Annotated in this window: 20 protein-coding genes and 1 tRNA gene; 9 read left to right on the forward strand and 12 right to left on the reverse strand. The window is 59.0% G+C overall.

The annotated features are described in order from the left end of the window. The first annotated feature begins 4 nt into the window (after window positions 1-4). From ACR0L1_RS22335 to ACR0L1_RS22355, 5 genes are all read left to right on the forward strand, one after another. A complete protein-coding gene (locus tag ACR0L1_RS22335) occupies window positions 5-712 on the forward strand; it encodes an ATP12 family chaperone protein (RefSeq protein WP_480860854.1) in 708 nt (235 codons plus the stop codon). Between the two features lie 207 nt (window positions 713-919). Continuing rightward, window positions 920-1,936, forward strand: coding sequence for an amino acid ABC transporter substrate-binding protein (locus ACR0L1_RS22340; RefSeq protein ID WP_170773646.1), 1,017 nt, complete (start codon window positions 920-922; stop codon window positions 1,934-1,936). A gap of 122 nt (window positions 1,937-2,058) precedes the next feature. Further along, the gene (locus ACR0L1_RS22345) at window positions 2,059-3,291 is read left to right on the forward strand and encodes an amino acid ABC transporter permease (protein ID WP_170773647.1); all 1,233 of its coding nucleotides are present in this window, start codon (window positions 2,059-2,061) and stop codon (window positions 3,289-3,291) included. 3 nt (window positions 3,292-3,294) lie between these two features. Further along, a complete protein-coding gene (locus ACR0L1_RS22350; protein WP_480505969.1) occupies window positions 3,295-4,593 on the forward strand; it encodes an amino acid ABC transporter permease in 1,299 nt (432 codons plus the stop codon). Between the two features lie 12 nt (window positions 4,594-4,605). Then, entirely contained in the window at window positions 4,606-5,397 is a 792-nt protein-coding gene (locus ACR0L1_RS22355; protein WP_269149621.1) for an amino acid ABC transporter ATP-binding protein, read from the forward strand. 46 nt (window positions 5,398-5,443) lie between these two features. Here ACR0L1_RS22355 and ACR0L1_RS22360 read toward each other — a convergent pair whose 3' ends face one another. The 12 genes from ACR0L1_RS22360 to rpmH form a co-directional block, all read right to left on the reverse strand. Next, on the reverse strand, window positions 5,444-5,941 hold the full coding sequence (locus ACR0L1_RS22360) for a SixA phosphatase family protein (protein WP_480860856.1): 498 nt from the start codon (window positions 5,939-5,941) through the stop codon (window positions 5,444-5,446). After that, window positions 5,938-6,624, reverse strand: a complete 687-nt coding sequence (locus ACR0L1_RS22365; RefSeq protein ID WP_480551869.1) for a ferredoxin — start codon at window positions 6,622-6,624, stop codon at window positions 5,938-5,940. The genes ACR0L1_RS22360 and ACR0L1_RS22365 overlap by 4 nt, the downstream gene beginning before the upstream one ends. A 19-nt stretch (window positions 6,625-6,643) precedes the next feature. Then, window positions 6,644-7,507 carry an acetylglutamate kinase gene (gene argB / locus ACR0L1_RS22370; protein WP_170773651.1) on the reverse strand — a complete coding sequence of 288 codons (864 nt, stop codon included), beginning with the start codon at window positions 7,505-7,507 and terminating at the stop codon, window positions 6,644-6,646. 60 nt (window positions 7,508-7,567) lie between these two features. After that, entirely contained in the window at window positions 7,568-8,221 is a 654-nt protein-coding gene (yihA, locus tag ACR0L1_RS22375) for a ribosome biogenesis GTP-binding protein YihA/YsxC (protein ID WP_170773652.1), read from the reverse strand. Further along, window positions 8,218-8,955 carry an MOSC domain-containing protein gene (locus tag ACR0L1_RS22380; RefSeq protein WP_480505963.1) on the reverse strand — a complete coding sequence of 246 codons (738 nt, stop codon included), beginning with the start codon at window positions 8,953-8,955 and terminating at the stop codon, window positions 8,218-8,220. Before ACR0L1_RS22380 ends, yihA begins: the two co-directional genes overlap by 4 nt. Further along, a complete protein-coding gene (yidC, locus tag ACR0L1_RS22385; RefSeq protein WP_170773655.1) occupies window positions 8,952-10,781 on the reverse strand; it encodes a membrane protein insertase YidC in 1,830 nt (609 codons plus the stop codon). Before yidC ends, ACR0L1_RS22380 begins: the two co-directional genes overlap by 4 nt. 123 nt (window positions 10,782-10,904) lie before the next feature. Then, window positions 10,905-12,437, reverse strand: coding sequence for a putative bifunctional diguanylate cyclase/phosphodiesterase (locus tag ACR0L1_RS22390; RefSeq protein ID WP_480860858.1), 1,533 nt, complete (start codon window positions 12,435-12,437; stop codon window positions 10,905-10,907). Window positions 12,438-12,508: 71 nt separating this feature from the next. Continuing rightward, on the reverse strand, window positions 12,509-13,402 hold the full coding sequence (gene ttcA, locus ACR0L1_RS22395) for a tRNA 2-thiocytidine(32) synthetase TtcA (protein ID WP_480505960.1): 894 nt from the start codon (window positions 13,400-13,402) through the stop codon (window positions 12,509-12,511). Window positions 13,403-13,446: 44 nt separating this feature from the next. Then, a complete protein-coding gene (locus tag ACR0L1_RS22400) occupies window positions 13,447-15,063 on the reverse strand; it encodes an acyl-CoA dehydrogenase family protein (protein ID WP_480860860.1) in 1,617 nt (538 codons plus the stop codon). A 42-nt stretch (window positions 15,064-15,105) separates the two neighbouring features. Next, the gene (gene yidD / locus ACR0L1_RS22405) at window positions 15,106-15,342 is read right to left on the reverse strand and encodes a membrane protein insertion efficiency factor YidD (protein ID WP_170773663.1); all 237 of its coding nucleotides are present in this window, start codon (window positions 15,340-15,342) and stop codon (window positions 15,106-15,108) included. Beyond that, window positions 15,339-15,761, reverse strand: coding sequence for a ribonuclease P protein component (rnpA, locus tag ACR0L1_RS22410; RefSeq protein WP_170773665.1), 423 nt, complete (start codon window positions 15,759-15,761; stop codon window positions 15,339-15,341). The genes yidD and rnpA overlap by 4 nt, the downstream gene beginning before the upstream one ends. A gap of 26 nt (window positions 15,762-15,787) precedes the next feature. Beyond that, window positions 15,788-15,922: a 50S ribosomal protein L34 gene (gene rpmH, locus ACR0L1_RS22415; protein WP_005980833.1), complete on the reverse strand. Its 135-nt coding sequence runs from the start codon at window positions 15,920-15,922 to the stop codon at window positions 15,788-15,790. A 296-nt stretch (window positions 15,923-16,218) separates the two neighbouring features. Here rpmH and ACR0L1_RS22420 point away from each other — a divergent pair, with 296 nt between their 5' ends. The 4 genes from ACR0L1_RS22420 (at window position 16,219) to ACR0L1_RS22435 (ending at window position 19,915) form a co-directional block, all read left to right on the forward strand. Beyond that, complete coding sequence (locus ACR0L1_RS22420; protein WP_480860862.1) at window positions 16,219-16,950, forward strand: TVP38/TMEM64 family protein; 732 nt, start codon at window positions 16,219-16,221, stop codon at window positions 16,948-16,950. Window positions 16,951-16,954: 4 nt separating this feature from the next. After that, a complete protein-coding gene (locus ACR0L1_RS22425; protein WP_480860864.1) occupies window positions 16,955-18,373 on the forward strand; it encodes a dihydrolipoyl dehydrogenase family protein in 1,419 nt (472 codons plus the stop codon). A gap of 18 nt (window positions 18,374-18,391) precedes the next feature. Further along, window positions 18,392-19,774: a sensor histidine kinase gene (locus ACR0L1_RS22430; protein ID WP_336510186.1), complete on the forward strand. Its 1,383-nt coding sequence runs from the start codon at window positions 18,392-18,394 to the stop codon at window positions 19,772-19,774. A 64-nt stretch (window positions 19,775-19,838) separates the two neighbouring features. Continuing rightward, window positions 19,839-19,915: transfer RNA gene (locus ACR0L1_RS22435), tRNA-Arg, on the forward strand. Window positions 19,916-20,310 lie beyond the last annotated feature (395 nt).

Raw genomic sequence — 20,310 nt, forward strand, 5'->3', positions numbered from 1 at the left:
AATGATGAGCGACTGGAAACCGAAACGATTCTGGACCCAAAGCGCAGTGGTTGAGATCGAAGGCGGCTTTACCGTCGAGCTGGACGGCCGACGTGTGAAAACCCCGGCCAAGGCGGGGTTGGTCGTGCCGACACAGGCCATGGCTCATGAAATCGCCACCGAGTGGGACGCGCAGGAAAAAGAGGTCGATCCGACCACCATGCCCTTCACCCGCTCGGCCAATGCAGCCATCGACAAGGTCCGGCATCAGCACGCCGAGGTTGCAGATATGCTGGCCGATTACGGCGATTCGGATCTGCTGTGCTACCGCGCCACGCACCCGCAAGAGTTGCAGCAGCGGCAGGCGGATCAGTGGGACCCTGCCCTTGAATGGGCGGCCGAGACGCTTGCCGCGCGCTTGCTGCCGGTTGCGGGAGTTTTACATCAACCCCAGGACCCGCAGGCCCTGCTGGGCCTACGCCAACGTGTCCATGATTACAGTGACTTCCAATTGGCCGCCTTCCACGATCTGGTCAGCCTGTCTGGTTCACTGGTGCTTGGATTTGCTGCCACCGCAGATTGGCGCCCTGCCGAGGAGATCTGGCAAGCCTCTCGATTGGACGAGTTGTGGCAAATCGAACAATGGGGTCACGACGACGAGGCCCACGCCGCGTCCGAGGTCAAAAGGGCCGCTTTCCTACACGCCAAGCGGTTCTTTGACCTCTCGGTTTGAGCCCTTATGCCGGAATTTTTGCCGTTACTGCGGACATCTGGAAGATGATCCATCGTTTTCACTGATCCGACCCTTGACGTTTGTTTATGAATGCGACCAAACTCGGGCGCACTAAAGGGGAGACACCTTTGGGGAAACCTTTCTGGTGCCAAAGGTGCCGGACAGAGCCGTCTCTGGACAGAGGCGGAAAATCAGGAAGAGGTAAAAATGAAAAAATCCGTAATCTTGGGCGTGGCAACCGTTGCCGGCCTGGCTGCAGGCGCAGCGGCAGCGGGGACTGTCGATGATGTCAAAGCGCGCGGTAAGCTGAACTGCGGTGTGACCACCGGTCTGGTTGGCTTTGCTGCACCCGACGCGAATGGCGAATGGCAAGGCTTTGACGTCTCGCTGTGCCGCGCGGTCGCTGCTGCTGTTCTGGGCGATGCAAGCGCCGTAGAATTCGTTCCGACCACTGGCAAGACGCGTTTCACCGCGCTGGCCTCGGGCGAGATCGACATGCTGGCCCGTAACACCACCTGGACCTTCAGCCGCGACGTCGACCTGAAGTTCGAATTCGTGGGCGTGAACTACTATGACGGTCAGGGCTTTATGGTTCCCAAGGCGCTGGGTGTTAGCTCGGCCAAGGAACTGGACGGCGCAACCGTCTGCATCCAGACCGGCACCACGACAGAGCTGAACCTGGCGGACTTCTTCCGCTCGAACAACATCAGCTACGAGCCGGTTCCGATCGAAACCAACGCCGAAGCGCAGCAGCAGTACCTGGCTGGCGCATGTGACGTCTACACCACCGACGCATCGGGCCTGGCCGCAACCCGCGCCACGTTCGAAGATCCGGCGGCGCATGTCCTTCTGCCCGAAATCATCTCGAAAGAGCCTCTGGGCCCGCTGGTCCGTCACGGCGATCACGAGTGGGGCGACGTTGTCCGCTGGACTCTGAACGCGCTGGTCTCGGCTGAAGAGCTGGGCGTGACCTCGGCAAACATCGACGAGATGGCCGCTGGCACCAACAACCCCGAAGTGAACCGTCTGCTGGGCAGCGAAGGCACTCTGGGTGAGATGCTGGGCCTCGACGCTCAGTGGGCGATGCGCGCGATCAAATCGGGCGGCAACTATGGTGAAGTCTTTGCCAAGAACATCGGCGAAGAAACTCCGATCGGTCTGGCACGCGGCCTGAACGCGCAGTGGACCGATGGCGGCCTGCTGTACTCGCCGCCGTTCCGCTAAATCCTAAGGAAAAGGGCGCGGGGGAACCTGCGCCCTTTTCTCATCAAATTGCTGCGGACAGCTCATGAGCGGGGAGAACCCTGCCGGAAAAGAAGAATCCGCAGACTACGGGGATCCAAAATATGTCGACTATGACCGACCCGCCGAAAGCTGACTTTCGGTTGTCTATGCTCATAAACGATACCCGCTATCGCTCGCTGACATTTCAAGTGATCGCGGCCATCGCTATTGCGCTTTCCATTTGGTATCTGGGCAATAACCTGATCCAGAACCTGCGGGCCGCAGGCCTGAACATTTCCTATACTTTTCTGGGCGATCCGTCCGGATACGACATCAACCAGCGTTTGATCGAATATGACAGCCAGTCCTCGCATGGACGTGCGGCTGTTGTGGGCATTCTGAACACTCTGCTGGTGGCGTTTCTTGCGTGTATCACCGCCACTGTCTTTGGAGTGATCGCTGGGGTCTTGCGTCTGTCGAACAACTGGCTCGTCTCAAAGCTAATGGCGGTCTACGTCGAGATCTTCCGGAATATTCCAGTGCTGATCTGGATCATCATCATCTTTACGATCATGACGGCTGTGCTGCCGGGTCCGCGCGCCTTCCGAGGTGACAACCCGACTTCAAGTATGCTGTTTGACTTGTTCGCCTTTACCAACCGCGGCGTTTATATCCCCGGGCCTCATTTCTCTAGCGGTTTTTTCAGTGCAGCTTTTCTGAATTGGTTGCTGGTGATTGCTGTATTGATTGGATCGTGGTTCGCCTCGCGAGAGGTTGAGAAGCGTGCAACCCTGCAACAGGAACAGACCGGCCAACGACCCAAAACCGGCCTTGTCAAACTGGGTGTCTGGCTAGTGCCCGTCGCGTTGCTGATGGTGCTGATGGGGCTGACTTGGGATGTGCCCGAGCTGAAGGGTTTTAACTTCTCCGGTGGCATCAAGATCGGTGGACCTCTGATCGCACTTTGGTTCGCCTTGTCGATCTATACTGGTGCCTTCATCGCGGAAAACGTGCGCGCGGGTATTCAGGCGATCAGCAAAGGCCAGACTGAGGCTGCTGCTGCGTTGGGCCTGCGCCCCGGTCGCATCATGAATCTTGTGATCCTGCCTCAAGCATTGCGTGTGATTATCCCGCCGTTGATTTCACAGTACTTGAACATCACCAAGAACTCGTCACTGGCGATTGCCGTGGGGTATGCGGATATCACCGCCACTTTGGGGGGTATCACGCTGAACCAGACTGGCCGCGCGATTGAGTGTGTTCTGCTGCTTATGCTGTTCTATCTGACGGCTTCGCTGCTGATCTCGATGGCGATGAACGTCTACAACGCATCCGTCAAGTTGAAGGAGCGCTGAGCCATGGCTGATCAAACAACAAATCCGATCGCTTTTGTGGCTGAAGGCACCATTCCTCCTTCTCCTCCACCAGCGAACCAGACGGGGATCGTCAAATGGCTGCGCGAGAACCTGTTCTCGGGCGTGACCAACACGATCCTGACGCTTCTGTCTTTGATTCTGATCTATGTTCTGCTCAAAAACACGTTGCCGTGGATTATGAACGGGGTATGGAATGCCAATTCTCTGGCGGAATGCCGTGAAATTCTGGCTGGTAAGACTGGGGCCTGTTTCGCGGTTCTTACAGAACGCTGGCCGCAACTGATCTACGGTTTCAAATACCCTGACGAGGCCTACTGGCGCCCGAATCTGGCATTCGTATTGATGTTGGTGGCTCTGGCACCGGTCCTATTCTTTGACCTGCCGCGCAAGCTGCTGGTGTTCACGGCGCTCTACCCCTTTATCGCTTTCTGGCTGATCTGGGGCGGCACTATTCTGGTTCCACTCGTGGCATTGGTTGGCTTTATAGCGGCAGGAGCAGTGTTTCAGAAGCTTGGCCGCAACAGCTTCGCTGCCGGGTTCTTCGGCGCGATTGTGGTGGCTCTAATTATCTGGAATATCGGCGGGGCGCTGATCCCGGAAGACGCCAACGAAGGGGCTATGCTCACGGCTGTTCCAAGTCGTGATCTGGGCGGCTTTATGCTGAACATGATGCTGGGCCTGACCTGCGTGTCACTGTCGGTTCCGCTTGGGATTGCACTCGCACTGGGCCGTCAATCTTCCATGCCGCTGATTAAGTGGGTCTGTGTCATCTTCATCGAATTCATCCGTGGTGTGCCTCTGATCACGCTGCTGTTCGTGGCTTCGGTGATGCTGGCCTATTTTTTCCCGCCTGACAGCACGGTCGACCTGTTCCTGCGCGTTGTGATCATGATCACCATGTTCTCGGCCGCTTATATCGCCGAGGTTATCCGTGGCGGTCTGGCAGCTCTACCACGCGGGCAGTACGAGGCAGCAGACAGCCTTGGTTTGGATTACCCGCAGGCGATGCGCCTGATCATCCTGCCGCAGGCACTGAAGATCTCGATCCCTGGTATCGTGAACGTGGCCGTTGGCCTGTTCAAAGACACCACACTGGTTTCGGTCATCTCGATGTTCGATCTGGTGGGCATGATCCGGGGGCCCATCCTGGCGTCAACCGAATGGAACGGCGTCTATTGGGAGCTTCTGGGCTTTGCCGCGCTTCTGTTCTTCGTCGTTTGTTACGGCATCTCTCAATATTCCCAGTGGCTCGAGCGTCGCCTTGCCACGGACCATCGTTAAGGAGTTCAACACATGTCTGAACTTGCAATTGAACGCGAAATCGATCGCTCGAAGATGCAGGTGAGCGACGAGGTCGCCATCGAAATCAACGGCATGAACAAGTGGTACGGGTCTTTCCACGTGCTGCGCGACATCAATCTGACCGTCAATCAGGGCGAGCGGATTGTGATCGCGGGGCCGTCGGGCTCGGGCAAATCCACTCTGATCCGCTGTCTGAATGCTCTGGAAGAACACCAGCAGGGCACGATCGTGGTGGACGGGACCGAGTTGTCGAATGACCTTAAGAACATCGACAAGATCCGGTCCGAGGTTGGCATGGTGTTCCAGCACTTCAACCTGTTCCCACACCTGACCATTCTGGAAAACTGCACGCTGGCGCCGATCTGGGTGCGCAAGACGCCCAAGAAAGAGGCCGAAGAGCGGGCAATGCATTTCCTGGAAAAGGTGAAAATTCCCGATCAGGCGCTGAAGTATCCCGGCCAATTGTCCGGTGGTCAGCAGCAGCGTGTGGCGATTGCGCGGTCCTTGTGCATGATGCCGCGGATCATGTTGTTCGATGAACCCACTTCGGCGCTGGACCCCGAGATGATCAAAGAGGTGCTCGACACCATGATCGAACTAGCCGAGGAAGGTATGACCATGCTGTGCGTCACGCACGAGATGGGCTTTGCCCGTCAGGTCGCCAACCGTGTGATCTTTATGGACGCAGGCCAGATCGTGGAACAGAACGAACCCGAAGAGTTCTTCAACAACCCGCAAAGCGAACGGACAAAGCTGTTCCTCAGCCAGATTCTGGGCCACTGATCCATTCGAAATTTGGGAAAGGGCGGGGCTTCGGCCTCGCCTTTTTCTATTCCAGCAGTTCGCGCGGAATGGCGAAGTCCTGAACGTCCCCGCTGTGCCAGTCTATGTCGGCCCAATCGGTGATGCCAAAGCGGATGATCATTGTGGCGCCTGTGGGATAGTCGTGAAACCGCGCATGATCCGGCGCGCTTCGTACGATACGGCTGGCAAATTCGGCAATACCGGGATTGTGGCCCAGCATCAGCACCGTGGGCTCGGTCGCCCCCGACAATTCGATCAACATCTCTTCGGGCTCCGCCAGATAGAGCGTGCGATGAAAGCAGATTTTTTCCGCTTGCAACCCCATCCGGTCCCAGGTCTCGCGCGTGCGGGCTGAGGTCGAGCTGAGAACCTCGTCCGGGACAAGGTTGTGCTGCTGCAACCATGCACCAACCGCTTGGGCGGACTTCCGGCCTCGTTTGTTCAAAGGACGGTCATGATCGTCAAGCGTTGGGTTGTCCCAACTGGATTTTGCGTGCCGGGTCAGGATCAGCGTCAGGCTCATGACGGGTGAAAGGCCCGCATATGGTGCGCGGATTGTTCCGGGTCGCGGCCTGCACCGGCGCTCAGAGGGCAGGCCAGCCGCGCCTGACAACCGCCGGTCATGCAGGTCTGGCCTTCGATGGTGGACAGGTGGTCATGGCATGCGGCCACGTTGTAGAATTCGCGGCTGTTTAGGGCCTCCACCGGACAGGAAGTCACACAAGGGGCTGGGCAGTTCGTACAGGGAGAGAGATCAGAGACCTCGGGTATGTAAAATTCCTGCTCAAAATGCAGGGCACCCCGATATGAGATCATCATGCCCACGGTATCATGTACCAGCGCGCCGACCGGACTGCTGAACGTGCGGCCCGATTTCAGTGCCCAATCGATGAACGGTGCATAGGGTGGGCCACCAAACGGGAAATGTGCGGTAGCGCCCAAATCCCGCGCCATCTGGCCAATAACACGGGTCGACCATTGGTCCACCGGGTCAGGTTCCTGCCATTCCGGTGCGGCTTTCAGAACGGGCCAGAAGGCTGAGCCTGCGCCCAGTAGAACCAAAGTGCCCCCGTCCAGTCCTTTGGCCTCGCTGATCCGGGGATGCGTTGCGCCCATCACGATCAGGCCTGCCTGATGCGCCACGCGCCCCACCCAGCCATAGCTGATCGCTGTGCGATAGGCTGAGGCTGGTGGAAGTGCAGTCATCTCTTTTTGGCTCTTTGGGTCAGTCAGGGCGGATCAATGACCCGGCGCCATGCTCGGTGAACAGCTCCAGTAGTACCGCGTTTGGCGCGCGCCCGTCCAGAATGACCACCGCCCGCACGCCGCTGTGTAGCGCGTCCAGCGCGGTTTCGGTCTTGGGGATCATGCCGCCCGCAATCGTGCCTTCCAGGGTCATTTCGCGGATCTGGCCGGCTTTCAACTCGGTCACGACCTCTCCGGCGGCATTCTTTACGCCCGAGACATCGGTCAGGAGCAGCAAGCGGTCCGCCTTCAGCGCCGAGGCGATCGCACCGGCGGCGGTGTCGCCATTGACGTTGAATGTCTCACCCCCGCGCCCGGCGCCCAACGGCGCGATCACTGGTATCACGTCATGGGCAAACAAATCATGTAGGATTTTCGGGTCCATCTGCGACGGAGAACCTACGAACCCCAATGAAGGGTCTGTCTGCTCGCAGATGATCAGGTTGGCATCCTTGCCCGACAGGCCCACGGCAGTGCCGCCCTGGCCGTTGATCGCCTGTACGATGCGCTTGTTCACGAGGCCGGACAAAACCATCTCGACCACTTCCACGGTCGGTTTGTCAGTGACACGCTTGCCGCCGACAAATTCGGACTGGATGTCCAGTTTATCCAGCATCGCGTTGATCATCGGACCACCGCCATGGACGATCACCGGGTTCACCCCAACCTGACGCATCAGCACCACGTCGCGGGCAAAGCTTTCCATCGCTTCATCACTGCCCATGGCGTGCCCGCCCAGCTTGATGACGACAATTGCCCCGTCATAGCGTTGCAGATACGGCAAGGCGCTGTTCAAAGTGGCAGCGGTGGCGATCCAGTCCCGGTTCATATCTCGTGTCTTCATGGCTTAGGTCCCTCTGACGTTCCGTGTTAGGGCCTTTGCACGGTGCTGCCAAGGGGCAAGCTATTCCAGATTGGCGATGATCGAACGCAAGGTCGGAATCCCGTCACCCTTTTCGGACGACGTCAGCACAATCTCAGGGAAGGCGGCAGGGTGTTTTGACAGCGCGCCGCGCACCTGATCTAGCACCTTTTCGCGGTCCTTGGCCTTGACCTTATCGGCCTTGGTCATCACGCATTGAAAGGTCACGGCGCTGGTGTCCAGCAGCTTCATGATCTCGGCATCGACCGGTTTCACGCCGTGGCGCGAGTCTATGAGGACAAAGGCCCGACGCAGGGTTTGACGCCCGCTCAGGTATTGTTTTAGCAGCCGCTGCCATTTCTCGACCACCTTGACCGGCGCGTTGGCATAGCCATAGCCGGGTAGGTCGACCAGATACAGCTCGGGGCCTTGGGTGAAAAAGTTGATCTCTTGCGTGCGGCCCGGCGTGTTCGAGGCACGCGCCAATCCTTTGGTGCCTGTCAAAGCGTTGATCAGGCTAGATTTGCCCACGTTCGAACGACCCGCGAAACACACCTCGAGCCGGTCGGGTGCGGGCAGGCCGTCCATGGCGACCACGCCTTTGACGAACTCGGATTCGCCCGCAAAAAGTTTGCGGCCACGTTCTTGCGCGAACTCATCCGGTGTTTCGGCTAGGGGAAAGGGCAGGGTGTTCATAGCGGTTGAACCTTGTCGCCCGGCTTGACCTCGCCGCCCTGGATCACTTCGGCGTAGACGCCAAAATCCTGATGATCCCATGCGTTCAGGGCCGCCAGCGTGTCAGCGTCGCGCTGCCCGGTATCCGGGTTCGCGGTTGTCGCAAGGCAACGGGTGATCCGTTCACGCACATTCAGAACGGCCTGACCGATCTGAATGTCGCGGCCCAGCCAGTCAAATTCTTCCCACAGGGGCAAGCCGTCGAACCAGATATTGCCGCGCCAGCGAATGGGGGACAGCTCCTGCCCCAGCTTTTGCTCGACCGCGCGATGTGAGGCCATGTTGCACAGGCTGATCGAGGGGAAATCGCTGTCGGTCATGCCGCGCCCGGGCACTCGGACAATCCGGGTCGAGGCCGCGCGGTCTACAGGCATCAACGGTTTGACCCAATCCAGAAAGACATCCTGCTGCGTGTCCGGCTGAAAGCGCAGCTCGGGGCGATCGGGATGGGTGAGGGTGACGATGTCACCGTCGGTCCGGGCCGAGATTGCCATCAGTGACGGTGCCTTGGCCCCGCGACTGAAATTTGGGCACGGCACCCATTCGGACCCATCGGCCTTGGACGCCTCATGCGCGACCGCCCAAACGCGATCCCCGGGCATGGTTTGCCCGGGGTTCAGAGTGACGGTCTGGACGGCCTCGCGGCCATGGCTTTTGATCGGATGCCGCCAGAGGCTGGTTACTTCACCGGTCATTTGTCATCCGCTTTTGGCGTGCGCTTGAAGCCTGATTTGATGTTGCCGAACACATCCGGTGTATAGCCCTGGCTGCGCATGATCAGGTATTGCTGCGTGAAAGTGATCGTGTTGTTTGCAATCCAGTAGACGACCAGACCGCTGGCAAACCCACCCAGCATGAACATGAAGACCCAAGGCATCCAGGCGAAGATCATCGCCTGCGTCGCGTCAGTTGGGGCCGGGTTCAGTTTCTGTTGCAGCCACATCGAGATACCCAGAAGCAATGGCAGGATACCGATGAAGATCAGCGCCATGAAGCTTTCAGGTTGCGGCGCCGCCCAGGGCAACAAGCCAAACAGGTTCATAATCGAGGTCGGGTCCGGCGCGCTCAGGTCTTGGAAAGGGCCGAACCATGGGGCCTGACGCAGTTCGATGGTGACGAAAATCACCTTATACAGCGAGAAGAAGATCGGGATCTGCAACAGGATTGGCAAACAGCCCGCGGCGGGGTTTACCTTTTCCTTCTTGTACAGCTCCATCATGCCTTGCTGCATCTTCTGGCGGTCGTCGCCTGCGGCCTCTTTCAGGGCCTCCATCTGCGGCTGCAGCTCCTTCATCTTCGCCATCGAGACGTAGGATTTGAACGCCAGCGGGAACAAGATGGCTTTAATGATCAACGTCAGGCCGATTATCGACCAGCCCATGTTGCCAATCAGCGCATTGATGTTGTGCAGCAGCCAGAAGATCGGCTTGGTCAGGAAATAGAACCAGCCCCAGTCGATGCTGTCGATGAACTTCTGAACGCCTTCAGCCTGGTATTCGCGAATGGTTTCCCATTCCTTGGCGCCCGCGAACAGACGGGTCGTAACCTCTTCAGTCGCGCCGGGGGCTACAGACAATGTCGGAAGAACGGTTTCGGTTTGGTAAATCTTGCGGCGCGCATCGTATTTGGCGGCGGCTTTGAAGGCCGATCCTTCTTCGGGGATCAGGGTGGTCATCCAGTAGTGATCGGTGAAGCCAACCCAGCCGCCTTCCTTGACCTGAAACACCTCGGCCTGCGCACGTTCATTCGGGTCGATGTCAAAGTCGCGGACATCGCCATAGTCGATCTCGTCCAGCACGCCATCGGCCATGACCATGACGCCCTCGTGCAGGATGAAGAAGTTCTTGAGACCGGGCAGATCGCCATCTTCGCCGATCCCGTGACGGGCTAGGATGCCATAGGGGGCCATGCCCACTTCGGCCTGCGTGTTGTTTTCCACCGATTGGGTAACGTCGAACATATAGTTCTCGTCCACCGAGATGGTCCGGCGGAAGGTCAGGCCGTTGCCATTATCCCATTTCAGAGTGACCGGCGTGTCGACGCCCAACGTCTCACCGCTTTCCAGCGTCCACAGCGTGTTCGGCCCCGGAACATCGGTGCCCGCAACACCTGCGCCAGGCGCCCAGCCATAGAGCGCGTAATAGGCCGATTCCGATCCCACCGGGGACAGTAGCTCCACAATCGGTGCGCCTTCTTCGATCGAGACTTTGTAGTCCTTCAGGAATAGCTCATCGATGCGGCCACCTGACAGGGATAGGCTGCCTTCCAGGCGCGGTGTGTCGATCGCAATGCGCGGTGCTTCGGCATCAGGCAGAGTTTCTTCCGCTGCGGCTGTTGCCTCGCCAGTCGTGCCTGCATCCGACGCGCTGGGCGTCTGAACCTCGGTCGCGTCGGTGGCGCTGATCTCGGCCTGATCGGGCAGCGTCGTTTGTTCCGGCGGCGGGAACAGCACGAACCAAACTAGGATCACGAGAAAGCTGAGCGCGGTTGCGAGGATGAGATTCTTGTTCTGATCGTCCATCTGGGACAGCCACCTTAAGCAGTGAAACACACCCGGTGGGTTCAACAGAGTGCAGCCCCAAAGGTCAAGCGGATTCGCCCGTCAAACCGCCGCTGAGTGCGTATTTGTGGTGCAATTTTGCGTTTATGGGCCGGCTTTGCGACCAATCTTGGGCACACCGTTCAGCTTGTTCTGATGGGTCATGATCCAGTCGAACGTGTTTTCGAAGGGCATGGGCTTGCCAATCCCGAAGCCCTGAACCTGGTTGCAGCCCAGCTGAGCCATCAGTGCGTGTTCGCCCGGCGTTTCGACCCCTTCGGCCAGAGTTTCGACGTTCAGCCGCTCGGCCATGGTCAGGATGGCGCTGACCAGCTGCTGCTGGCTGGCATCTCGATCTGCCTTGGCCACAAAAGAGCGGTCGATCTTGATCCGAGAAACATCAAAGCGCTTGATCGACGCGATTGAGGCATGTCCCGTCCCGAAATCATCCAAATCAATGCAGCACCCCAGTTTCGACAGGCTGGTCACGTTGCGGGTAATCACGTCATCGGGTCGGCGCGAGAAGACGGTTTCCAGCACTTCAACGGCCAACCGGTCAGGGGTCAGGTCGTTTTGGTCCAGCTCCCATTTCAGCCGGTCGATCAACGCTGGGTCGCGCAGCTCATCTGAGGAGAAATTCACGCCGATCCGGGGCACAACGATCCCGGCATTGTCCCATTGACGCATGGCGGCGAAGGCGTGGTGGCGCATGGTTTGGCCAAAACGCTCCATTAGACCCGCCTGTTCGGCAAAAGGCAGAAATACATGCGGGCTCAGCACGCCTTTTTGCGGATGCTCCCAACGTGCCAGCGCTTCGAACCCGGTGACGCGGCCGGTATCCGTCGAAATCTGAGGCTGAAACCAGGGTCGAATCTCGCCACTATCCAGTGCGGCATCAAACTCGCGCCGCAGGTTGGCCCGGATGCGTGAGCGGCGCCGCGTTTCGCTGGAATAGGCGCGGATGGTCGAGGGGCCATTTCTTTGCGCCTCATCCAAAGCGGCTGAGGCAGCATCAATCCACGCCTCAAACCCATCATTCCGGATGCTGGACAACAGGCTGAACCCGATCGAGCAAGACAGGTAAATGCCGGTGCCGTTCAGCACCACGGGTTCTTCATTAGTGGCTTGAATGCGCCCCGACATTTGGATGCAAGCTTCAAGATCAAGATGCTTGGACGGGTTAAGTCCGACGACGATTTTGTCCTCATCCAATCGGGCAGCGATATCATGAGCGCGGATCACCGACAGCACTCGGCTGCGGAACTGATCAACCACATGTGCCGTCGCTGCGGTGCCGTGCAAATCCTCGAATTCAATGTACCCGTCCAATGCCACAATTAGGCAGGCCGAGTCGTCACGCGTGGTGGCGGTGGACCTGAAAAATCCCTCCATCCCTGCGGCAAAGCTGTCGAGCGGGATCAACCCGCTGGGCACGGTTTGGTCGCCGGGTGTTGTGGCCAGCGCGGAAAATGCCGCCAGTAAAAGCGGCAGGGTCAAAGCCACAGTAACCAAAGCCCGCTCTCCCCCCATCCAGAACGCGGCCAGGCTGATCGCAGGGGCAAAGGCCAGCGCGGGCGGGCCGCTGAGGGCGGTGGTCAGAACATTGAGAGCTTTTTCAACCGGGATACGTTTCCACATTGGTGTTCCGGGCCTTTCCCTTGGGCATCGCACGCTTGGGAAAACCGTAGAAAACCATTCTGAGTCAGACGTTAACGCAGACGCGGAATTTCATCCGAATTTTCGTCATTTTTGCCTGGGCGCAACGCAAGGCCTTGAAAATCGAACAATTTCGGGTCCAGCAGATGCGAAGGCCGAGCGTTGGTCAGGGCGCGGAACATCACCTGTCGGCGACCGGGGCTGTTCTTTTCCCACTGATCCAGAATCTGTTTCACTTGTTGGCGCTGTAGCCCGTCCTGACTGCCGCAGAGATCGCAGGGGATAATGGGATAGTTCATCGCGTTGGCAAATTTCTCGCAATCGGCCTCGGCCACATGGGCCAGCGGGCGGTAGACGAACAAGTCGCCCTCTTCATTCACCAGTTTCGGCGGCATCGTGGCCAGACGCCCACCGTGGAAGAGGTTCATGAAAAATGTCTCGAGGATATCGTCGCGGTGATGTCCCAGCACCACGGCCGAGCATCCCTCTTCCCGTGCGATGCGGTACAAGTTGCCCCGGCGCAAGCGCGAGCACAGCGCGCAATAAGTCCGACCTAGCGGAACCTTGTCCATCACGACGGAATAGGTGTCTTGATATTCGATCCGGTGAGGTACGCCCATGCGGTTCAGAAACTCGGGCAGAACGGTGGCCGGAAAGCCGGGTTGACCCTGATCCAGATTGCAGGCCAGCAGATCGACGGGCAGCAAGCCGCGCCATTTCAACTCGTATAGAACTGCCAGCAGGGTATAGCTGTCCTTGCCGCCGGACAGGCAGACCAACCATCGCGGCGGTTTGCCGTCTTTGTCATGGGCAGACGGGTCCACCATCCCGTATTGCTCGATGGCTTCACGGGTTTGGCGCACAATGCGCTTGCGCAGCTTCTTGAACTCGGTGGTCGAGGGCGCACCGGAAAACAGCGGGTGGATATCGTCAGCTTCGTCAAACATGCGCAGCCCCTACAATAGTTGCTGCAACCGGGCAAGGGCGGCGCTTAGCCAAGGCGGGCCAACAGGGCTTCGGTGTCCAACCCTCGAACCGACCCGGGCACCCGACCGCTGTCGCCGGTCAAGCGCGTCGCGATGAACCCATCGGCCACGGCAGGCGGGGCGTGGCGCAACAGCAGTGAGGCCGTCAGCAGCAGAGCGGTGCGTTCCGCAAACCAGCGGGCCTCAGCCTCGGGAGGGAGGTCAGGCCAGCGTCCGATATGATCCCGCAGGGCCGCATCATATCCTCGATCCACGCCTTTTGCGGCGTCTACTTCGGCGCGCAGCACTTCGGCGGCCAAAGGTTCACGCGCCAATGTCCGCAGAATATCAAGGCAGATCACATTGCCGGACCCCTCCCAGATGCCATTCAGGGGTGCTTCGCGGTAGAGCAGGGGCAGGGGCGTATCCTCGACGTACCCCATGCCGCCCAGTATCTCCATCGCTTCGACCACGACCACGGGGCAGCGTTTGTTGTTGAGGAACTTGGCCAGCGCCACGCCGATTCGGGCAAAGGCGCGGTCTTCCGGGGTTTGTCCGTCAAAGGCCTGGGCCACGCGCATCCCAAGGGTCACTGCGCCCTGCCAATCCAGCGCTAGATCGGCCAGCACCACGCGCATCAGGGGTTGGTCGATCAGGCGGCGTTGAAAGGCGCTTCGGTGGCTCACCCAATGATGCGCCTCGGACAGGGCCGCGCGCATCAACCCGGCAGGGGCCATCGCGGTGTCCAGCCGCGTGTGATGCACCATCTCAAGGATCGTGCGAATGCCCGCGCCCTCGTCCCCTAACTGATAGGCCAGTGCGTCGTGATACTCGATCTCGGCCGAGGCGTTGGCGCGGTTGCCCAACTTGTCCTTCAGGCGCATGAGGTGGATGGCGTTGCGTTCCCCCTCTAACCAGCGTGGCACAAGGAAACAGGTCAGCCCGCCGGGGGCCTGCGCCAGGGTCAGGAATCCGTCAGACATCGGGGCCGAGCAGAACCATTTATGACCGCGCAACCGCCAATGATCGCCGTCCCGCGTGGCGGTGGTGGTATTGGCGCGGATATCCGATCCACCTTGTTTTTCAGTCATCGCCATACCCAACGTAGCGCTGTGTTTCTGCGCTATGGGCCGGATTGTAGGATCGTAAGTATGCGCGGTCAGTTTCGGCACCCAGAGCTGGGCGATACTGGCGTCGGTTTTCAATGCAGGTACCGCAGCATAGGTCATCGTCAGGGGGCAGCAATGACTGGGCTCGACCTGACTGGCCATATATACCATAGCGGCATGGGTCGAGTGGCCGCCGGGTTCGTCATTCCACGGTAGTGCGGCGTATCCGGCGCTTTGGCTTAGTTGCATCAACTGGTGATAGGCGAGGTGAAAGCGAACCTCGTCCAGCCGTCGCCCACCGCTATCGAACAGGCGCAGGTGCGGCGGGTGCGCATTGGCCGCGCGCGCCGTCTCGTGGATCTCGGGCATTCCCAAAGTTTTGCCATATCGGGCAAGCGGCTCGGAACACCCTTTGGCACGGGTCACACACTCTTGCAGCACAGGGTCCGCAGCCCATAGGTTGATTGGATCGCGATCGGTTGGTTGGTTGGTCACTTCATGGGTTGGCAGGGTATCGCGGGCGGGTGTGGTCATGGGCTGAGTGTTCCGCCCGCAACCCGTCTGGTCAAGCCTGACTTAGCGATGGTCGGACTCATCTGGCACTGGGTCATATCCGGTACCGCCCCACGGATGACATCGGCCAATACGGCGCGCGGTCAGCCAGGCGCCTTTGATGGCCCCGTGCTTTTCTAGCGCTTCAAGCGCATAGGCCGAGCAGGTAGGTTGATAGCGGCAATTATGGCCAACCCAAGGGCTGAAGATCAGGCGATAGGCCTTGACCGGCAGGGCAAAGACGCGCGCCAGCGGGGTCATTTCCGGTCACTATGGATTTTGCGCAGCGCATAGCGCAGATCGCCTAACAGCGCGTCATAGGGGCGGTTCGCCGTCACCTCGGCGCGGCCAATCAGGACATAATCCCAACCGTCGTGGCCATGCACCGGCAGAACGGCGCGTGCGGCCTCGCGCAGACGGCGTTTGGCGCGGTTGCGAGCGACGGCATTGCCCACCTTCTTGGAGCAGGTAAAACCCACGCGAATCCCCGATCCTTCGTCCAGGGTGCGCTTGCGGGCCTGTACCATCATCGACGACGTCCCCTGCCGTCGCGCGCGGGCCGCCTTCAGGAAATCGGATCGCTTCTTGAGGATGATCACAGGTGCAGACACGCAAACGGACGCCGCCGGAGGCTTGCTGGGCTGGACTGAACCATCCTCAGGGGCCTCCGGCGGCGTCATGTTCATAACCTGAAAGGTCGAGCGGCTTACGCGCTCAGCGACTTGCGGCCGCGTGCGCGACGTGCGTTCAGGATTTTGCGGCCGGCCTTGGTGGCCATGCGCGCGCGGAAACCGTGGCGGCGTTTGCGAACCAGGTTCGAAGGCTGATAGGTGCGTTTCATCGCTCCGTCTCCAATCTATAGCGGTCGGGTGCGGCGCAGATTCGCCTTGCCCTAGTGTTCGAAGCCCGTCCTCTACTGGGTGGCGGGGGGTAAGTCAAACCCTTAGGTGGGGGTTTTGCCGCCTTTTGCAACAATTCTGGTATCCCACCGGGACAAACGTTTCAAAATGACAGTGTTGCCCTTTTATTCCGTCACATTCCCTGCGGTCAAGATCAACGCCGCGTGAGGGGCCTGTTGCGCAGGCACTGGACAGCGCATGTTGTGTGCAGATGAAACGCACAAAACCGGACACAGACATGAGCGATACAACACAGGCCCCGCGCAGCGGGCTTGCGCGCCATATTCCCTTGCTGGTGATCCTTGCCGTTGCGGTGGCGGGGTTCTTCACCTTGGGCGATTACCTGACCTTTGAGACCCTGCGCGATAACCGCGAATCCCTGCTGGCATGGCGAGATGCAAATTACTGGGCCATGGCAGGTGCATTCGTGGTGATCTATATCGTGATCGTTGCCTTTTCACTGCCGGGCGCCGCCGTAGCCTCGATGACGGGAGGGTTCCTGTTCGGCTTATTTGCAGGCACCGTGTTCAACGTGTTTGCGGCCACCATTGGCGCATCGGCGATCTTTTTGGCGGCGCGATGGGGGTTGGGCGAATCCCTGACCGCCAAGCTGGAGTCATCCGAAGGGACGGTTAAAAAGCTGAAGGACGGGCTGCGCGAGAATGAAATCTCGGTCCTGTTCCTGTTGCGCCTCGTACCGGTGGTGCCGTTCTTTGTGGCCAATTTGGTGCCAGCACTGGTGGGCGTCAAATTCCGAAATTTCCTGTTCACCACCGCGCTGGGCATTATTCCGGGCGGCATCGTTTACACTTGGATCGGTGTTGGTCTGGGTGGCGTGTTTGACCGGGGTGAGACGCCTGACGTGTCCCTGCTGTGGGAGCCGTTCGTGATCGGACCCATCATTGGCTTGTGTATGCTGGCGGCGTTGCCCATCCTGATCAAAGCCATGCGCGGCAAAAAGGACGCCTGATCTTATGCAAGAATTGAAGACGGATATCCTGGTCATTGGCGCCGGGTCGGGTGGCTTGTCGGTGGCTGCCGGGGCCAGCCAGATGGGCGCGGATGTGATCCTGCTGGAGGGTCACAAGATGGGCGGAGATTGCCTGAACTTTGGCTGCGTGCCCTCGAAGGCGCTGATCGCCAGCGGCAAGGCGGCTTACGGGCAGGCGCATGCCTCGGCATTGGGCGTCGCGGATGTAGTGCCGCAGGTGGACTACGCCGCCGCAAAAGATCATGTCCATGACGTGATCGCGCAGATTGAACCGATGGACAGTCAGGAACGGTTCGAAGGCTTCGGCGTCAAGGTAATCCGCGAATATGGTCACTTCGTCTCGCCCACGCAGGTGCAGGCGGGGGACAATCTGATCTCTGCACGGCGTGTCGTGATTGCGACCGGTTCCTCGCCAATGGTGCCCTCGATACCCGGTCTGGATCAGGTGCCATACTACACCAACGAGACGATCTTCGATCTTCGCGACAAGCCCGAGCATCTGGTTATCATCGGCGGCGGCCCCATCGGGATAGAGATGGCACAGGCGCATATCCGACTGGGCTGCAAAGTCACCGTGATCGAGGGAATGCAGGCTCTGGGCAAGGACGACCCTGCGGCGGCAGAGATCGTTCTGGATTCGTTGCGCGCGGAGGGCATCGAAATTCATGAACAAGCTATGGTGGCACAGATTCGCGGCGCGGACGGAAAGGTCGAGGTCGTGACCGAGACGGGCCAGATCTATACCGGCTCGCACTTGTTGCTGGCCGCTGGGCGCAAGGCCAATACTGATCGCCTGAACCTTGAGGCGGCCGGGATTGAGCCAATACGAAACGGCATCAAAGTCGACGACGCGCTGCGCACCACGAATAAAAAGGTCTATGCCATCGGCGACGTTGCAGGTGGGCTGCAATTCACTCATGTCGCGGGGTATCACGCGAGCATCATCATCCGCTCGGCCCTGTTCGGTCTGCCCTCCAAGGCGAAAACCGCGCATATCCCTTGGGCCACCTATACCGACCCCGAACTGGCTCAGGTTGGTCTGACTGAGGCGCAGGCTCGCACGCAGCATGGCGACAAGATGGAAATCGCGCGCTTTGACTACCACCACAACGACCGCGCCATATCCGAGCGCAAAACGAAAGGCTTCATTAAGGTCATGGTCGTAAAAGGCCGACCCGTGGGGGCCACAATCGTAGGGCATCAGGCGGGGGAATTGATCAACTTGTGGTCGCTGGCCTTGGCGAATAACCTGAAGATGGGACAGGTCGCCGCGATGGTTTCGCCTTATCCGACGATCGGAGAGCTTAACAAACGCGTGGCGGGTGCCTATTTCTCGCCAAGGCTGTTTGAGAATCAGACAGTTAAACGAGTGGTCGGGTTCGTCCAGCGCTGGCTGCCCTGACTGGGAGGAGAGTAAAAAGTGAACTCGCTGTCGGGCCGATTTCTGATCCTGACCACGGTCTTCGTCATGTTGGCCGAGATCCTGATTTTTGTCCCCTCGATAGCGCGGTTCCGCGAAGACTTTTTGTTGAACCGGCTAGAGCGCGCCCAGATCGCGTCGCTGGCGCTGTTGGCCGATGACATGCTGGCCGATGATCTCGAGGCCGAGTTGCTGGCCAATGCGGGCGTCTACAACGTTGTTTTGCGTCGCGATGAAGTGCGGCAGCTGATGCTGTCTTCCCCCATCCCTGAACAGATCACCAAAACTTATGACCTGCGCGACGCAACCCCGTGGATATTGATCCGCGATGCGGTCGCGCGTCTGTTCACTCCGGAAAACGAAGTAATCCGTGTGATTGGTGAGCCGGTCAAGGGCGCCGGTCTGTTGATCGAAGTGACCACCGACAGTATGCCTTTGCGCATGGCGATGACCGATTACGGGCTGCGCATTCTCGGGCTGTCTTTCGTGATCTCAATCATCACCGCCTTTTTCCTGTTCCTTGCCGTGCGCGTAGTTCTGGTGAAGCCGATCAAGGGCGTGGTTGGCTACATGCAGCGCTATGCCGGCGCGCCCGAGGACGCGCGCGGGATCATCTCGCCCAATTCCAAGGTGACCGAGCTGCGTGAGGCCGAGGAAGCGTTGCAACAGATGCAGACCGAACTGACCCACGCGCTGAAACAGCGCGAGCGTCTGGCGCAACTGGGCGGGGCGGTGGCCAAGGTTAGCCACGATTTGCGCAATATCCTGACCTCGGCCCAACTTTTCACAGACCGGATTGAATCCAGTGATGATCCTTTGGTCCGTCGCATGGCGCCTAAGCTGGTGAACTCGATCACCCGCGCGGTGTCATTGTGCGAAAGCACGCTGGCCTTTGGCCGGGCCGAGGAACCGGCCCCCACGCTGACGATGGTCCCCATGCGCGCCGTCGCAGACGATGTCGTTGCAAGCGAGCAGCTGGCCGTCGCAGGCGGGTGTGTCGAGATCGTCAACGAACTACCCGAGGATCTGATCGCTCGTGCAGATCCCGAACAGATTTTCCGGGTGATCATGAACCTTGTGCGCAATGCGCGTCAGGCGCTTGTGGCCGCTGGGAAGCCCGGTAGAATCACGATTGCCGGATGTGAATATGAAACGAACTGGTGCATCGAGATACGGGATAACGGACCGGGATTGCCGCCCAAGGCCCGCGAAAACCTGTTCACGCCCTTTCAGGGTGGCGTGCGCAAAGGCGGCTCGGGCCTGGGTCTGGCAATTTCGCAGGAATTGGTGCGCGGTCACGGCGGCGACCTCGTTCTGGCCGAGACGGGCCCGATGGGGACTACCTTTGAAATCCGCCTGCCGCGGGGCGATGTGACTTTTTAAAATATTTTTGCAGAATCGGCTTGCACGTCCCGAACACGAGGTCTAAACAGCGCCTCACCAACGCGGACCGATAGCTCAGCTGGATAGAGTACTTGACTACGAATCAAGGGGTCGGGGGTTCGAATCCTCCTCGGTCCGCCACTTTTCTTAAATATTTCAAGTGATTGCCCTTGGGCGTCTGAGAAATCTAGTGTTTTGTGCGTGTGAATCGCCACCGAGTCGCCACCATGGATTTGTGTATCAGGCCAAAAAAAATGGAGTCTGGCCAACAAATCAGATGCAAGTTTGTCGAATCCCTCTTGGTTGTTCAGGTAGGTGATGCACCTCAGTGAGCGAAGGTCAAACGGGACATCGTTCATGGATTGCGTAATTAGAATAACCTCTTTGCCCAACGTGTGGGCAATACCAGCCTCATAAAACACGTTCGGATTCTTGTCCGACAAATCGCAAATTGCGACTGAAGAAGTGCAAATTAGCTCTAGGATGTCTTGAATGATATTGTGGTTGACCCAAAAGTCATCAGCACGCTTGCGCTG

The sequence above is a fragment of the Ruegeria sp. J8 genome (assembly GCF_056531925.1).

Coding starts and splice junctions, on each gene's coding strand:
- ACR0L1_RS22335 (WP_480860854.1), top strand. CDS start 5: ATGAGCGACTGGAAACCGAAACGATTCTGGACCCAAAGCGCAGTGGTT.
- ACR0L1_RS22340 (WP_170773646.1), top strand. CDS start 920: ATGAAAAAATCCGTAATCTTGGGCGTGGCAACCGTTGCCGGCCTGGCT.
- ACR0L1_RS22345 (WP_170773647.1), top strand. CDS start 2,059: ATGTCGACTATGACCGACCCGCCGAAAGCTGACTTTCGGTTGTCTATG.
- ACR0L1_RS22350 (WP_480505969.1), top strand. CDS start 3,295: ATGGCTGATCAAACAACAAATCCGATCGCTTTTGTGGCTGAAGGCACC.
- ACR0L1_RS22355 (WP_269149621.1), top strand. CDS start 4,606: ATGTCTGAACTTGCAATTGAACGCGAAATCGATCGCTCGAAGATGCAG.
- ACR0L1_RS22360 (WP_480860856.1), bottom strand. CDS start 5,941: ATGAGCCTGACGCTGATCCTGACCCGGCACGCAAAATCCAGTTGGGAC.
- ACR0L1_RS22365 (WP_480551869.1), bottom strand. CDS start 6,624: ATGACTGCACTTCCACCAGCCTCAGCCTATCGCACAGCGATCAGCTAT.
- argB (WP_170773651.1), bottom strand. CDS start 7,507: ATGAAGACACGAGATATGAACCGGGACTGGATCGCCACCGCTGCCACT.
- yihA (WP_170773652.1), bottom strand. CDS start 8,221: ATGAACACCCTGCCCTTTCCCCTAGCCGAAACACCGGATGAGTTCGCG.
- ACR0L1_RS22380 (WP_480505963.1), bottom strand. CDS start 8,955: ATGACCGGTGAAGTAACCAGCCTCTGGCGGCATCCGATCAAAAGCCAT.
- yidC (WP_170773655.1), bottom strand. CDS start 10,781: ATGGACGATCAGAACAAGAATCTCATCCTCGCAACCGCGCTCAGCTTT.
- ACR0L1_RS22390 (WP_480860858.1), bottom strand. CDS start 12,437: ATGTGGAAACGTATCCCGGTTGAAAAAGCTCTCAATGTTCTGACCACC.
- ttcA (WP_480505960.1), bottom strand. CDS start 13,402: ATGTTTGACGAAGCTGACGATATCCACCCGCTGTTTTCCGGTGCGCCC.
- ACR0L1_RS22400 (WP_480860860.1), bottom strand. CDS start 15,063: ATGACCACACCCGCCCGCGATACCCTGCCAACCCATGAAGTGACCAAC.
- yidD (WP_170773663.1), bottom strand. CDS start 15,342: ATGACCCCGCTGGCGCGCGTCTTTGCCCTGCCGGTCAAGGCCTATCGC.
- rnpA (WP_170773665.1), bottom strand. CDS start 15,761: ATGACGCCGCCGGAGGCCCCTGAGGATGGTTCAGTCCAGCCCAGCAAG.
- rpmH (WP_005980833.1), bottom strand. CDS start 15,922: ATGAAACGCACCTATCAGCCTTCGAACCTGGTTCGCAAACGCCGCCAC.
- ACR0L1_RS22420 (WP_480860862.1), top strand. CDS start 16,219: ATGAGCGATACAACACAGGCCCCGCGCAGCGGGCTTGCGCGCCATATT.
- ACR0L1_RS22425 (WP_480860864.1), top strand. CDS start 16,955: ATGCAAGAATTGAAGACGGATATCCTGGTCATTGGCGCCGGGTCGGGT.